Source organism: Shewanella canadensis, assembly GCF_003966225.1.
Lineage (GTDB): Bacteria > Pseudomonadota > Gammaproteobacteria > Enterobacterales > Shewanellaceae > Shewanella > Shewanella canadensis.
The window spans coordinates 1-13,939 of record NZ_RXNU01000006.1; the positions used below are offsets into that span (position 1 = coordinate 1).

The following is a 13,939-nucleotide window of genomic DNA, read 5'->3' on the forward strand; positions in this document are numbered from 1 at the left end:
CTTAATAATGACACATCTATCACTCCACATTCTCCTGCTCAGGGGTGGCAGGAGGTATTAAATATGTGGATCAGTTTTCAATGCAAATTAGGGGGGAAAGTGGATCAGTTTTGGATGCAAACTAACAAGTACAGCAATGGAACATTGAAAGAAGGTGACAATGGTTATGTTAAGCCAATTTCTACACCTGTTGATATTATCAACTTAAGTTTGGGTGGCAAGTCTACAATGAGTTGTGAGTCTAACAGCTATATGCAAGACGCAGTTACCGCAGCTTATAAGATGAACATTAGTATTGCAATTGCGGCAGGTAACGAAGCAACTGATACCACTTATGTGACTCCTGTAAACTGCGAGGAAGCGCTGGGTATTGCATCTTCAAAGATGAGTGGCGAAATCAGTTCATTCTCTAACTTTGGTCAATTTGCAGACATTGCATTTAACGGTGAAGATATTAATAGTGCTCTCATCGGTACGTCTCTTTATGGTAATACTAGTGGCTACTGTAGTACTTCTGCAAACTATGACAATTGCTATGGTGAAGGATCAGGTACGTCAATGTCTGCACCTAGTGCTGTTGGTGTTTTGGCTTTATTAAAAATGGTTCACCCTGATTTATCTGCAAAAGAGCGTGAAGCAATGATGTTAAGCACTGCTGCACCTTATGAGTTGAATGGTCATGGTCAGGCATCACGTGCTTCCAAGGTGGGCTACGGAGCTGGTGTTGCTAATGCTTACAATGCAATCCGAAATGATGCACTAGCAATTGATAGCGTTAATGTTCAGCATCGTTATGAAGAGTTTGTTTCACCAGCACAAGAAGCATATTTGACTCAGATGATTGAAGTTGTACCTACTGCTTGCTCTATGTATAACGTGCAATTTGGTTCGCTACAACATCATGTTAGCGGTATTAGCTATAACATCATGCAAACTAACGCTACTGGCAACATTAGCTCTGTTAGCTTTGATAAAACCATTGTTACTGATGTTCCTCGAACCATTGTTGACACTACTACATACTTAAGAGCCGCAGTACAATCTTGTAAGAATGGCACTTGTGGTGACATTGTTGAAGTAGATTTTAGCCATTCTGTATCACCTAGCATATGTGAGGGCTAAGGTTTGAAATCATAAATGCCCTTCCTCTTAATGAAGGGCATTTATAGCTCAATCTCTCGTTGATTTCGTCGTTGGTTTATTTGTTTATTTAACGCTTGAGCTAACATAAATGCGAAGCATCATAAGCCAAAGTGTCTCTATATTGCCAAGGATTAGTATGTCCCCCATAAAACGTAAGGCTATCGTTCTCGCTCTCCCACTCTTTCTAGTACCTTTGATGATATCTGGCTGTAGTCAAGTTAACGACAAGCCCATTTCTGAACCTGCAGCAAATATTGTGAAAGAGAACAAGGGAACAGAAAGCCTAAATGCTGAAGCGCAGATGAGAAGAAAAGTCAGCATGACCTATATTGTCTACTGGAAAGAAGGTCTGATTGAGAACGGGTCCAGATTAGAAGCGCTTAAAAAAACCACTAATTTGAATGTTGAGAGCATTAAAACTAGAAAAAATATGGATGTCATTATGGTCAAAGATAACTTAAGTCCACATGACATACTGATGAAAATAAACAACTCAGGTATGGTTAATCAGGTAGTACAAGAGCAACTAATCACAACACAGTGATCACAAGAATCAACCGTGTTAGCCAAGGCTAAATTCCACATTTGGCTGTATTATGCGTCTTAACGGTATTGGTGCCTTTAACCGCCATATGTGGAGGAAATATACACTGCATGGAGCATACATGAGCTTGCACGGCACTCATCGCAGGTGATAGATAACCATGACGTTACTCCTTTCAAACAGACTTTCTTCAAACACACTCCCCAATATAAAAAACCAAAAACAGAAAATGTAACCAGCTTCATGCTCAAGCTTCGACCATCTTTTTAGAATGTCATCTCACTTATTCAGGTCAATTTTTAGGAACAATATGAAGATCCTTGCCGATGAAAACATGCCTTATGTGCGATTTAACTCTGGGTATATTGACACTTAGTGTTAAGGCGTTGTGGAACACCGTCATTCTCGATGGCTCGATCCCACAAGGTGAAATCGAGCGCATGATAGATAACTCATTTCTCTTGGTTGTGGCTAAGATGACCAAGAAGGCACAGGCCTCTGTCTTGGTTCATCTTTAAGTTAACGTTTAGCTAAACCTTTAACTTAACATTGTCTTCGAGTGAAGCCTCCTTTCTCGATGACCCCCCGCGGGGTTATGCCGTCGGGCTATAACTCGACACGGTCCCCGTTATACAGGCCACGAGTCAAGGTATTGTCCTCCATGAGCAATAGCTCACCGGAAATTCCCTCTTTGATACTGCTGTCGACCGCTATGACCTTGTTGTTATACAGGCCCAACACCCGCTCTTGTGAGGTATGACCGACGACGATATGTTTGACATCGAAGTCGCTTAGTATTCTGTCCAGCTCAGCCTCATCATAATCGGACTTGAAGTAGCCCCTGAACCAGGTCGGTCCGTTACCGAAGAAGAGAAAATTAAGTAGCTCGCTCTGTTTCAGCTCTGGCTTGGATCTGTCGATATTCTTGCGGTAAAGGTCATTGGCGATATCAAGCGTTAGCCCTCTGTCGATCCACTCGCCACTGATCCCACCATGTAAAAATAGGGTGTCGTTGATTTTCACTAAGGTGTTTTTGCTACGAAGCCACTGACCTATTTCACTGCTGCTGTCGTAAAGCTCATCGTAACTTCTCTCAAGCAGCTTGCTCGATACTTGGTAACGTTCATGTACGTAACGAAGATCGCCGCGCATCACCATCTGTTCATGGTTCCCCATTAACAGATGAAGTTTTCCACCAGCCTCTGTGGCCTGTCGATCGAGCTTATACATAAACCAGAGTACTTCATTAACCTGATGGCCTCGGTCAAACATATCTCCCGTCATCACCATATGGCCATCACCGAAGGCCCAATTGTTATCTATATCGATAATGTTCTGGTTTCTAAGCAGGGTGATCAATATATCGTATTGTCCATGGACATCACTGAGAGCCACGACTTTTTTGATATCGGTGTAGGTGTTGGCGGAGACATCAAAGGCCTGAGGATTCAGTGTCGGCTGTGGTAGCTGGCCGCAGTTATCGGGACTCACGAGCCGCAAATCTTGAACTTGGGTGGTACGTAGCTTGTCTGAGCAGATCCAGTAAGCGGTTCTGGGCGCGTCTGGATTTGCTTGAGCGAACAGATAGGGGCCATCGGTTACAGTCAGTTCTGTGGGGGATGAACTTGCCGAGGCGATGGCCAATTGACTAAAAGCCAGCAAGGCGAGTGAAGTTAAGGCGATGAACTTTTTCAATGAGGGCTCTCTGTTTTTATTATTAGTTATTTTAGTTATTTTAGTTATTTTTGTTATTTTAAAACTGTTGAATACCACTCTTAGGTGGAGTCCCCATACTAGCATTCTTGTTAATATCTGTCTCAGATTGAAAAGTATAAAAACCAAGCAGGTTCAAGGAGACATAATGAAGGTTTATACCCATCCCTGGTAAATCTTCATAAATGTTCTGACTGCTAAGGATGGCGGAAATGCCAATAAATGAATGGAACATTTATGGCCAGACATAACGAAGATTTATATCCATCCTTGGTAAATCTTCATAAATGTTCTGACTGCTAAGGATGGTGGAAATGCCAATAAATGAATGGAACATTTATGGCCAGATATAACGAAGATTTATATCCATCCTTGGTAAATCTTCATAAATGTTCCAGACATAAAAAAACGAAAACCTAAGTTTTCGCTTTTTTAATGGCTTAACGTTTTAGGGCTCAACCTCAGCTAAGAGAGTCGGGTCACCATTAAGTCGGCTCTACTTGTTCATTCGCTTGTACTTAAGGCGATGAGGTTCGACGACATCGGTACCGTAGGTATCTTTTAACCAGGTAGAATATTCGGTGTAGTTACCTTCATAGAAACTGACTTTACCCTCATCTCGATAATCAAGAATATGGGTCGCGATGCGATCGAGGAACCAACGGTCATGGGAGATGACCATGGCACAGCCAGGGAACTCGAGTATCGCCTCTTCCAGCGCACGTAGGGTCTCTACGTCGAGATCGTTGGTGGGCTCATCGAGTAACAGCACGTTGCCGCCGGACTGGATAAGCTTAGCCAAGTGTACCCGGTTACGTTCACCACCGGATAGAGTGCCGATGATCTTCTGCTGATCGCCACCACGGAAATTGAAGCGGCCAACATAGGCGCGACTCGGGATCTCTGTGTTATTGATACGCATTATGTCCTGGCCGCCGGAGATCTCTTGCCATACCGTGTTCTTGTCATTCATCGAATCACGGAACTGGTCGACAGAGGCAAGCTGCACGCTTTCACCCACTTCGACGGAGCCACTATCGGGCTGCTCTGCACCGGATATCATCTTAAATAGCGTCGATTTACCCGCGCCGTTCGCACCGATAATACCTACGATAGCGCCCTTAGGAACCGAGAAACTTAAGTCATCGATGAGTACACGATCGCCATAAGACTTAGTGAGATTTTTAACCTCGATCACCTTATCGCCTAAGCGTGGCCCTGGTGGAATAAATAGCTCGTTGGTTTCATTACGTTTCTGGTAATCGTTGGTATTAAGCTCTTCGAAGCGAGCCATACGTGCCTTACCCTTAGATTGACGACCCTTAGCACCCTGTCGTACCCATTCAAGCTCTTTGGCAATAGTTTTCTGACGAGCGCTCTGTGTTGCCGACTCCTGTTGAAGTCGGGCGTCTTTCTGCTCAAGCCATGAAGAGTAATTGCCTTCCCACGGTATGCCTTCACCGCGGTCGAGTTCTAAGATCCAACCCGCTGCATTATCCAGAAAATATCTATCATGGGTAATGGCCACAACGGTGCCAGCATAATCCTGCAGGAATCGCTCAAGCCATGCGACAGATTCGGCATCTAAGTGGTTGGTAGGTTCATCGAGAAGCAACATATCAGGCTTCTCAAGCAGCAAGCGACAGATGGCGACACGGCGACGTTCACCACCCGACAGCACTTCAATTTTTTCATCCCAATCAGGAAGACGAAGTGCGTTAGCCGCGCGTTCAAGCACGTTGTCGAGGTTATGGGCATCTTGCGAGTGAATAATGGCTTCCAGTTGTCCCTGCTCTTTAGCAAGTGCGTCGAAGTCTGCATCGGGTTCGGCATATAGCGCGTAAACCTCATCGAGCCGGGTGAGGGCATTTTTCGCTTCAGAAACCGCCTCTTCGATCGCTTCGCGCACAGTCTGTGATTCATCAAGCTTTGGCTCCTGAGGCAGGTAACCGATTTTAAGATCTTGCATTGGGCGAGCTTCGCCCTCAATTTCGGTGTCTATACCGGCCATGATACGAAGCAGGGTCGATTTACCTGAGCCGTTCAGACCGAGTACGCCGATCTTAGCGCCGGGGAAGAAGCTTAATGAGATATCTTTTAGGATCTGCTTCTTGGGTGGAACAATCTTACCCACCCTAAGCATGCTATAAACAAACTGAGCCATATTTTTATCTTATCTGATAGAAGAATTGGGCTAATTCTACTCGAATCCAGAGTTAACATATACCAATTGGTATTTAATCTGATATTCATAGATCGAACCGTCATAGGTATTAATGCCCATTCATCATCGCCTGGTGTGATGTCGATCAACTCGAGCCGATAAAATGGAGCGTTCGATGATTGTTATCCAGTTTGAGAGAGTATTGGGCCGTAAGTCGATAAAAATGCACCTTTAGGCTGGGTTGGCGGAGTTAATCTAGAGATAAACTAAGGTTGAAAACGAAAAAGAGTTTTCTGGAATTGCCTTCAAACCAATGAGTTTTATTTAAAATCTCGAATAAAACAGAGAAAACAGTCACTCAATGGGAAGATCCGCGCGGCTCTGTCTGTTTGTGAGCACTGCTCACAATGAATAGCAAGGAATTTCATGTTCTAAATGCTGGGATTGTGATCAATTGCGCTGTAGAATACCGCGCAACCCTACTATAAGAATTTACAGCTGGAGTGATTTTAATGCTGAAAAAAGATATGAATATCGCGGACTTTGATCCACAACTGTTTCAAGCGATTGCAGATGAAACTCGTCGTCAGGAAGAGCACATCGAACTTATCGCTTCAGAAAACTACACCAGTCCACGTGTTCTGGAAGCTCAAGGCTCTCAACTAACCAATAAATACGCAGAAGGTTATCCTGGTAAGCGCTATTACGGTGGTTGTGAACACGTAGATATTGCTGAAGAGCTCGCAATTTCTCGTGCCAAAGAGCTATTTGGTGCTACCTATGCCAACGTACAGCCTCACTCAGGTTCTCAGGCCAACTCAGCTGTATTTATGGCACTGCTTCAAGGTGGCGACACGGTATTGGGGATGAGCTTAGCTCATGGCGGCCACTTAACTCATGGTTCACACGTGAGTTTCTCTGGCAAGCTATATAATGCCGTTCAGTACGGAATTGATGAGACGACAGGCAAGATAGATTACGCCGAAGTTGAGCGTCTTGCCATTGAGCATAAGCCTAAGATGATCATCGCTGGTTTCAGTGCTTACTCAGGTATCATCGACTGGGGCAAGTTCCGTGAAATCGCCGATAAAGTAGGGGCTTACCTCTTTGTTGATATGGCTCACGTTGCAGGTCTGGTTGCTGCCGGGATCTACCCGAATCCACTCCCGCACGCCCACGTTGTAACGACGACAACCCATAAGACACTAGCTGGCCCCCGTGGCGGTTTGATCCTATCAGCTTGTGATGATGAAGCTATTTATAAAAAGCTTAACTCTGCGGTTTTCCCTGGTGGTCAGGGCGGTCCGTTGATGCATGTTATCGCTGCTAAAGCGGTGGCGTTTAAAGAGGCTCTCGAGCCGGAGTTTACAGCTTATCAAGAGCAGGTCGTTGTGAACGCGAAGGTTATGGCTAAGACGTTTATCGAACGTGGCTATGATGTCGTTTCAGGCGGAACTGATAACCATCTGTTTTTACTTGATTTGATAAGCAAAGATATCACAGGTAAAGACGCCGATGCGGCTCTGGGTCATGCTAACATCACGGTTAATAAGAACTCTGTTCCTAATGACCCGCGTTCTCCGTTTGTAACTTCTGGTCTTCGTATCGGCTCTCCGGCAATAACTCGTCGTGGCTTCAAAGAGGAGCAGTCGGTTGAGTTAACTCACTGGATGTGTGATGTGCTGGACGACATCACAGATCAAGGCACGATTGAGCGTGTTAAGAATCAGGTGCTTGAATTGTGCGCCAGGTTCCCTGTTTACGGTTAACCTTGTAGGTTAAATCAGGTAAACTTCAATGGCCGCTTTTTAGCGGCCATTTTTGTGTCTGGAGATCATCGAGTATCGAGTATCTAGTATCTATGATCTCTATTCCTGACGGTCGAGTAGACCCTCTAAACAGTCATTCCAATTTTTTACTTCTTCGGAGGCTCTATGCATTGCCCATTTTGCAGCGCAACAGATACTAAAGTGATCGATTCACGCTTGGTGGCAGACGGTCACCAAGTCAGGCGTCGCCGTGAGTGCGCCGAATGTCATGAGAGATTCACCACATTTGAAGGGGCCGAACTTGTCATGCCACGAGTCGTCAAACAAGATGGCAGCCGTCAACCATTCGATGAAGAGAAACTCAGAGGCGGTATGCTAAGGGCTGTTGAAAAACGTCCCGTGTCGATGGATCAAATTGAGCAAGCGCTGACTAAAATTAAATCGACCTTACGTGCAACCGGCGAGCGTGAAGTTAAGTCGGAGATGATCGGTAACCTGATGATGGATCAGCTGGTTAATCTGGATAAGGTGGCCTATATTCGTTTTGCCTCAGTCTATCGTGCATTTGAAGATGTATCTGAATTTGGTGAAGCTATCGCTAAGCTGCAAAAGTAAGTGGCATTAAGGTGTGAATAGTTTCAACAGCTACTTACTCTAAATAATATGTGGTTTGAATAATATGTGGTCTGTAGAAGATATTGAGATGATGAGCCGTGCAATTAAACTTGCGCGTAAAGGGCTATACACCACCAGGCCTAACCCTTGTGTTGGCTGTGTGGTGACTAAAGCTGGCCAGGTCATTGGCGAAGGATTTCATATTCGGGCTGGTGGCCCTCATGCCGAAGTGTATGCATTAGCCATGGCTAGTGACAATGCCAAGGGCGCAACCGCCTATGTCACACTCGAGCCATGCAGTCATTATGGTCGTACCCCTCCATGCGCAGAAGCCTTGATAAAGGCTGGTGTTGCACGTGTGGTTGTGGCAATAGAAGATCCAAACCCTCAAGTATCCGGACGTGGGATCAAAATGCTCACGGACGCCGGTATCCAAGTTGACGTCGGTCTGTTGAATGTCGAGGCCGGTGATATTAACCCGGGTTTTATGAAACGTATGCAGTCCGGGCTGCCAAAGATCACAATAAAATTAGCATCGAGTTTAGATGGTAAGACAGCCCTTAAAAATGGTGTCTCCAAGTGGATAACGGGCAGTGAAGCCAGGCGTGATGTTCAGCGTTTAAGGGCCAGACACTGCGCCTTAGTTACAGGCATTGAGACTGTGCTTATTGATAACCCATCGTTGAATGTGCGTCATAGTGAGCTCGGCGTGTTGGCCGGTGAGTTCGCTCCGAGTGAGATTCATCAACCACTTCGAGTGATATTGGATAGTAGAGCAAGGTTAACCAAGGGGTTTAAGCTCTTCTCGGTCAATAGCCCCATCTTGCTGGTCTCCTGTACCGATTACCCTCTCGAAGAACAAACGGCCTGGCCTGAGCATGTATCCCATCTCAAGTTGCCCGCCGATGATTCTGGTCGTGTCGACTTATCACATCTGTTTAAGCATCTTGGTCAATCATGTAACTCAGTGCTTGTCGAAGCCGGTGCAACTCTGGCTGGGAGTGTTATCGAGCATGGGCATGGGGATGAGCTGGTATTATATCAAGCGATGAAAATATTAGGGTCGGCTGGGCGTAATTTAATCTCACTGCCCGGCTATGAAGTGATGGCTGATATTCCAGCCGTCGAGTTAATTGATGAGCGTAAATTGGGTAAAGACACCCGTTTAACGTTAAAAATAAGGTCATAATTTCATGTTTACTGGGATCATAGAGTCAGTCGGTACACTGAGAAAAATTGAACGTTTAGGTGATGATATTCGCTTGAACGTTGCAAGTGGTAAACTCGACTTAGGCGATGTTCGTTTAGGCGACAGTATCGCGACCAACGGAGTATGTCTCACGGTTGTTGAATACCTGAGTGATGGATATGTGGCTGACATTTCGGCTGAAACCGTGAGTTTAACCGGATTTGCCAATTATCAGGTGGGTACTAAAGTTAACCTGGAGAAAGCGGTAACGCCGACGACTCGTCTTGGCGGTCATATGGTCAGCGGTCATGTTGATGGTATCGCTTCTGTTGATGATAGACAGTTCCGCGGTAAAGCGATTGAGTTTTGGCTCACTGCACCGCAGAGCTTAGCGCGCTATATTGCTCATAAAGGCTCCATTACTATTGATGGTGTCAGTCTTACCGTTAATGAAGTGAAAGATAATCGCTTCAGATTAACCATAGTGCCTCACACCGCTGGTGAAACGACTTTGGTTGAGCTGAAGGCGGGTGATACCGTGAACATCGAAGTGGATCTGATTGCACGTCACTTAGAAAGATTGATGACTTACTCAAGTGAGGCGGCAGGAGTGCCAGAGTCCAATGTGACTATGGATCTGTTAGCTCGCTCAGGTTTTTTGCGTTAAACACTGGCAAAACCTGTAAATAGAAGATTAAATTATAACTAAAATATATCTATTCAGTTATTTCTGTTGCTGACTAGGGAATCGTTACAATAAAAATGAAGGCCTTACAATGTCGTTACACAGTATAGAAGAGATCATCGAAGATATTCGCCTCGGTAAAATGGTTATCTTGATGGACGATGAAGATAGAGAAAACGAAGGTGACTTGATCATGGCTGCCGATATGGTGACGCCTGAAGCTGTTAACTTTATGGCTAAGTTTGGTCGTGGTTTAATCTGTCAGACCTTAACTAAAGCTCGCTGTGAACAGTTAAACTTGCCCTTGATGGTGACGAACAATAATGCTCCGTTTTCGACTAACTTCACGTTGTCTATCGAAGCCGCTGAAGGCGTGACAACGGGTATTTCGGCTCAAGATCGAGCCGTTACTGTGCTTGCGGCTGTAGGTAAAGATGCGAAACCTACGGACATCGTTCAGCCTGGTCATATTTTCCCATTGATGGCGCAAGAGGGCGGGGTACTTATTCGTGCCGGCCATACTGAGGCGGGTTGTGATTTAGCACGTCTTGCAGGCTCTGAACCTTCGGCGGTAATTGTTGAAATTCTTAATGACGATGGCACTATGGCCCGTCGTCCCGATCTTGAGATTTTTGCCGAAAAACATGGTCTGAAAATAGGTACCATTGCCGATTTGATCGAGTACCGAAACACCAAAGAGACCAGTGTTGTGCGTGAAGCACAATGTAAGTTACCGACTCGGTTCGGTGAGTTCGATATGTTGACCTACAGAGACACCATAGATAATCAGCTGCATTACGTACTGATTAAAGGTGAGGTCAAAGAGGATGTGTTGGTTCGAGTGCATCTACAAAATACGTTCAATGACCTGTTACATTCAGAACGCGATCAACAGCGTAGCTGGCCTCTCGAAAAGGCAATGAAACGCATTGCCGATGAAGGTGGTGTATTGGTGTTGTTGGGTCACCAAGAACATAGTAGTGACATCTTGGCGAAAGTAAAAACCTTTGAATTGGAAGATAGCGGTCAAGCAGTTGCACCAGCTCAATGGCATGGCACTTCACGTCAGGTCGGGGTCGGTTCACAGATCCTTGCTAATGTCGGTGTGACCAAGATGCGTTTATTAAGCTCGCCAAAGCGTTATCATTCACTTTCCGGATTCGGTTTAGAAGTCACTGGCTATATCGCCGAGTAATGAAGATTACTTCTATCTTAAACTGTTTTTTTAAGCGAAAAATTGTGCCGGGTGGAAACGTTAGTAAGAATAATTGAACAATTCTGATGAATTGCATGGGGAACAACGCTGGGGGCTGTGCTATTATACCGCCTCTTCCGCGCCCGTGCTGGGTAAACAAGCTAATTTAGGTAAGATAAATGAACGTAGTTCAAGGTAATATCGAGTCGAAAAACGCCAAGATCGCTATCGTAGTTTCACGCTTCAATAGCTTCCTTGTTGAAAGCCTACTTGAAGGTGCGGTTGATACGCTTAAACGTTTCGGACAAGTCTCTGATGAAAATATCACAGTAGTACGTGTTCCTGGAGCGGTTGAGTTACCACTTGCAGCGCGTCGTGTTGCTGCTAGCGGTAAATTTGACGGGATTATTGCACTGGGTGCAGTTATCCGTGGCGGTACGCCACACTTTGATTTTGTTGCAGGTGAGTGTAACAAAGGTTTAGCTCAAGTCGCACTTGAGTTTGATCTTCCTGTTTCATTCGGTGTGTTAACTACCGATACCATAGAGCAAGCCATTGAGCGCTCTGGTACTAAAGCGGGTAATAAGGGTGGCGAAGCTGCACTTGGCCTGCTTGAAATGGTTAATGTACTGCAAGAACTAGAACAGCAGTTGCAAGATTAGGAATATAAATGAAGCCTTCTGAGCGCCGTAAGGCCCGCCGTTTAGCCGTTCAAGCCATTTACTCTTGGCAGTTAAGTGGAAATAACATTGCTGATGTTGAGCATGAATTTCTAACTGAGCAAAAGATTGATGGTATCGATGTTGCCTACTTCCGTGAGCTACTATCGGGAACAGCGACAAAACAGTCTCAAATAGACGAGCAAATTATCCCTCACATTGAGCGTCCTTATGATGAGGTCTCTCCAATTGAGAAAGCCGTGTTAAGACTGGCGACTTATGAGCTTACATTCCGTAAAGATGTACCTTATAAAGTTGCAATTAACGAAGCTATCGAATTAGCTAAAGCGTTCGGTGCTGAAGATGGCCATAAGTTCGTAAACGGTATTCTCGACAAGATTGTAGGTCGTAAGTAATACAAGATAACGGCATCCTAGGATGCCGTTTTTTTTGTTCATTCTATTTATCGTTTGTAATGATATTGCCGACAGTCTTAAACTCATCTCAAATATCTAACGGGTTCCTATTACCGTGAAAGAATTCCAATTAATAGAAAATTTCTTCACCAATCGTTCTATCTCGCGCCGTGATGTAGAGCTAAGCATAGGTGATGATTGCGCGTTGGTTCAACCTGCACTGAATAAATCTATCGCCATCTCTTGCGATACCTTGGTTGAGAATGTCCACTTTTATCCCGATATTCCACCTCAGGCACTGGGGTACAAATCACTAGCAGTCAATCTTTCCGATCTTGCCTCCATGGGCGCAGAGCCTGCCTGGATGACACTGGCATTAACCCTACCTGATGTGAATGAGCAGTGGCTGACAGAGTTTAGCTCAGGTTTGTTCGATGCCGCCGAGTATTATGGGGTGGCATTAATTGGGGGGGATACGACTCGCGGACCGCGCTCAATTACTATTACGATAAACGGCCAAGTTTCTACGGGAAAAGCGTTAACCCGTGGTGGAGCCAAAAATGGTGATTGGATCTACGTCACTGGTACCATAGGTGATTCAGCCCTTGGACTCGATGTGATTCGTGGTAAACGACACGTCGATCCTGAGCACCATGAATACCTGGTTAACCGGCATTATTACCCGACGCCGCGCGTGCTGGCGGGACAATCTTTAAGAGGGCTGGCATCGAGTGCTATCGATCTTTCCGATGGTTTGGCTTCTGACATAAAACATATGCTTAAACGTTCACAAGTTGGCGCCGTGATTGATGTTAATCGGTTGCCCATATCGAGTGCGGTGACAGACTCCGTGTCAAAGGATGAAGCATTAAACTACGCTTTAATGGGCGGAGAAGATTACGAGTTACTGTTTACCGTTCCGGAAGCGCAGAAGGGAGCGCTTGAAACTGCCTTGGCCAATGCCGGAGTCCAGTTTACTCAAGTAGGACAGATCACTACGGGTGATTCTGTTAAATTAATTCGCGACGGAGAGCGTTTTATATCGAATAACCTAGGTTTTGAGCATTTTTCTTGATGAATATATTTTCCAAAGATGCAGCATTAACTCGTCTTTCACTGACTAATCCCGTTCATTTTTTAGCTTTAGGTTTTGGTTCTGGCCTAGCTGCTAAGGCTCCCGGGACTTTTGGCACCTTGGCTGCTATTCCCTTGTACCTAATCATGGCTCCATTGAGCTTGCCTTGGTATCTGGCGCTAACACTTTTGAGTGTGATTGCCGGTTTTTATATCTGTGACAAGGCCGCTAAAGATATGGGCGTGCATGACCATGGCGCAATCGTCTGGGATGAGATCGCCGGTCTGCTGATCACTATGATTGCGGCGCCAGCTGGTTGGATTTGGTTACTGGTTGGTTTCGCCCTATTTCGCTTTTTCGATATCATTAAGCCTTGGCCTATTCGTTGGTTAGATGCCAAGGTGAAAGGTGGTTTTGGCATCATGATAGACGATGTACTTGCGGGGATCTTCGCTCTTGGTTGCCTGCAGGGCCTAGCCTACTATTTGGGTTAGACTTTTTATGATTTCCAAGCATGTGGCACTTGATGTGAGTGCCACAGCTTTTGAAATCTTGACGAGGCGTTTAGATACTAGGGCCTGTTGACCTTTCATGGTTGTTTTTGCAGCTAGTTGTTGGCCTTTACTCTTTATCTATGAGAGTTAGGCGGAGCTTGTGTGGTGTAGTTACTCTCGGTAACTGCTCCTGCGTTACTCTACCTTCTGCACCCATGCAGTCGTACATAAATAAGCGATAACACAGTAATTCTTGTTAAAAAAAGGCGGCTAATAAA

The 13,939-nt window shown here is 45.3% G+C and carries 13 protein-coding genes and 1 pseudogene; 12 read left to right on the forward strand and 2 right to left on the reverse strand.

Annotated features, from left to right (window positions below; translation table 11 throughout):
* From EKG38_RS12405 to EKG38_RS24935, 3 genes and pseudogenes are all read left to right on the forward strand, one after another.
* Positions 1–1,122: S8 family peptidase (locus EKG38_RS12405; RefSeq protein ID WP_221767758.1), on the forward strand; the 1,122-nt coding region annotated here is incomplete at its 5' end.
* 157 nt (positions 1,123–1,279) lie between these two features.
* Positions 1,280–1,687 (forward strand): hypothetical protein, encoded by a 408-nt coding sequence (locus EKG38_RS12410; RefSeq protein WP_126520578.1) that lies wholly within the window; start codon positions 1,280–1,282, stop codon positions 1,685–1,687.
* A gap of 380 nt (positions 1,688–2,067) precedes the next feature.
* Positions 2,068–2,205 (forward strand): annotated as a pseudogene (locus tag EKG38_RS24935) (MmcQ/YjbR family DNA-binding protein); the annotation flags it as partial.
* 88 nt (positions 2,206–2,293) lie between these two features.
* Here EKG38_RS24935 and EKG38_RS12415 read toward each other — a convergent pair.
* A complete protein-coding gene (locus tag EKG38_RS12415) occupies positions 2,294–3,382 on the reverse strand; it encodes a metallophosphoesterase (protein ID WP_126520579.1) in 1,089 nt (362 codons plus the stop codon).
* A gap of 514 nt (positions 3,383–3,896) precedes the next feature.
* Positions 3,897–5,564, reverse strand: a complete 1,668-nt coding sequence (gene ettA / locus EKG38_RS12420; protein ID WP_126520580.1) for an energy-dependent translational throttle protein EttA — start codon at positions 5,562–5,564, stop codon at positions 3,897–3,899.
* A gap of 512 nt (positions 5,565–6,076) precedes the next feature.
* Here ettA and glyA point away from each other — a divergent pair.
* The 9 genes from glyA (at position 6,077) to EKG38_RS12465 (ending at position 13,661) form a co-directional block, all read left to right on the forward strand.
* The gene (glyA, locus tag EKG38_RS12425) at positions 6,077–7,333 is read left to right on the forward strand and encodes a serine hydroxymethyltransferase (protein WP_126520581.1); all 1,257 of its coding nucleotides are present in this window, start codon (positions 6,077–6,079) and stop codon (positions 7,331–7,333) included.
* Positions 7,334–7,498: 165 nt separating this feature from the next.
* The gene (nrdR, locus tag EKG38_RS12430; RefSeq protein ID WP_126520582.1) at positions 7,499–7,948 is read left to right on the forward strand and encodes a transcriptional regulator NrdR; all 450 of its coding nucleotides are present in this window, start codon (positions 7,499–7,501) and stop codon (positions 7,946–7,948) included.
* 64 nt (positions 7,949–8,012) lie between these two features.
* Positions 8,013–9,137 (forward strand): bifunctional diaminohydroxyphosphoribosylaminopyrimidine deaminase/5-amino-6-(5-phosphoribosylamino)uracil reductase RibD, encoded by a 1,125-nt coding sequence (gene ribD / locus EKG38_RS12435; RefSeq protein WP_126520583.1) that lies wholly within the window; start codon positions 8,013–8,015, stop codon positions 9,135–9,137.
* A gap of 4 nt (positions 9,138–9,141) precedes the next feature.
* Complete coding sequence (locus tag EKG38_RS12440) at positions 9,142–9,804, forward strand: riboflavin synthase (RefSeq protein WP_126520584.1); 663 nt, start codon at positions 9,142–9,144, stop codon at positions 9,802–9,804.
* Positions 9,805–9,913: 109 nt separating this feature from the next.
* Complete coding sequence (gene ribBA, locus EKG38_RS12445; protein WP_126520585.1) at positions 9,914–11,017, forward strand: bifunctional 3,4-dihydroxy-2-butanone-4-phosphate synthase/GTP cyclohydrolase II; 1,104 nt, start codon at positions 9,914–9,916, stop codon at positions 11,015–11,017.
* Between the two features lie 179 nt (positions 11,018–11,196).
* Complete coding sequence (gene ribH / locus EKG38_RS12450) at positions 11,197–11,679, forward strand: 6,7-dimethyl-8-ribityllumazine synthase (RefSeq protein WP_012141623.1); 483 nt, start codon at positions 11,197–11,199, stop codon at positions 11,677–11,679.
* Positions 11,680–11,687: 8 nt separating this feature from the next.
* Complete coding sequence (nusB, locus tag EKG38_RS12455) at positions 11,688–12,092, forward strand: transcription antitermination factor NusB (protein WP_126520586.1); 405 nt, start codon at positions 11,688–11,690, stop codon at positions 12,090–12,092.
* 115 nt (positions 12,093–12,207) lie between these two features.
* Positions 12,208–13,167 carry a thiamine-phosphate kinase gene (gene thiL / locus EKG38_RS12460; RefSeq protein ID WP_126520587.1) on the forward strand — a complete coding sequence of 320 codons (960 nt, stop codon included), beginning with the start codon at positions 12,208–12,210 and terminating at the stop codon, positions 13,165–13,167.
* Positions 13,167–13,661: a phosphatidylglycerophosphatase A family protein gene (locus EKG38_RS12465; RefSeq protein WP_126520588.1), complete on the forward strand. Its 495-nt coding sequence runs from the start codon at positions 13,167–13,169 to the stop codon at positions 13,659–13,661. The genes thiL and EKG38_RS12465 overlap by 1 nt, the downstream gene beginning before the upstream one ends.
* Positions 13,662–13,939 lie beyond the last annotated feature (278 nt).

What these genes read in the sequence shown, in the direction of transcription:
- ettA (WP_126520580.1), bottom strand. Translation starts at nt 5,564, where the DNA reads ATGGCTCAGTTTGTTTATAGCATGCTTAGGGTGGGTAAGATTGTTCCA.
- ribBA (WP_126520585.1), top strand. Translation starts at nt 9,914, where the DNA reads ATGTCGTTACACAGTATAGAAGAGATCATCGAAGATATTCGCCTCGGT.
- EKG38_RS12410 (WP_126520578.1), top strand. Translation starts at nt 1,280, where the DNA reads ATGTCCCCCATAAAACGTAAGGCTATCGTTCTCGCTCTCCCACTCTTT.
- ribD (WP_126520583.1), top strand. Translation starts at nt 8,013, where the DNA reads ATGTGGTCTGTAGAAGATATTGAGATGATGAGCCGTGCAATTAAACTT.
- glyA (WP_126520581.1), top strand. Translation starts at nt 6,077, where the DNA reads ATGCTGAAAAAAGATATGAATATCGCGGACTTTGATCCACAACTGTTT.
- nusB (WP_126520586.1), top strand. Translation starts at nt 11,688, where the DNA reads ATGAAGCCTTCTGAGCGCCGTAAGGCCCGCCGTTTAGCCGTTCAAGCC.
- ribH (WP_012141623.1), top strand. Translation starts at nt 11,197, where the DNA reads ATGAACGTAGTTCAAGGTAATATCGAGTCGAAAAACGCCAAGATCGCT.
- EKG38_RS12465 (WP_126520588.1), top strand. Translation starts at nt 13,167, where the DNA reads ATGAATATATTTTCCAAAGATGCAGCATTAACTCGTCTTTCACTGACT.
- nrdR (WP_126520582.1), top strand. Translation starts at nt 7,499, where the DNA reads ATGCATTGCCCATTTTGCAGCGCAACAGATACTAAAGTGATCGATTCA.
- EKG38_RS12440 (WP_126520584.1), top strand. Translation starts at nt 9,142, where the DNA reads ATGTTTACTGGGATCATAGAGTCAGTCGGTACACTGAGAAAAATTGAA.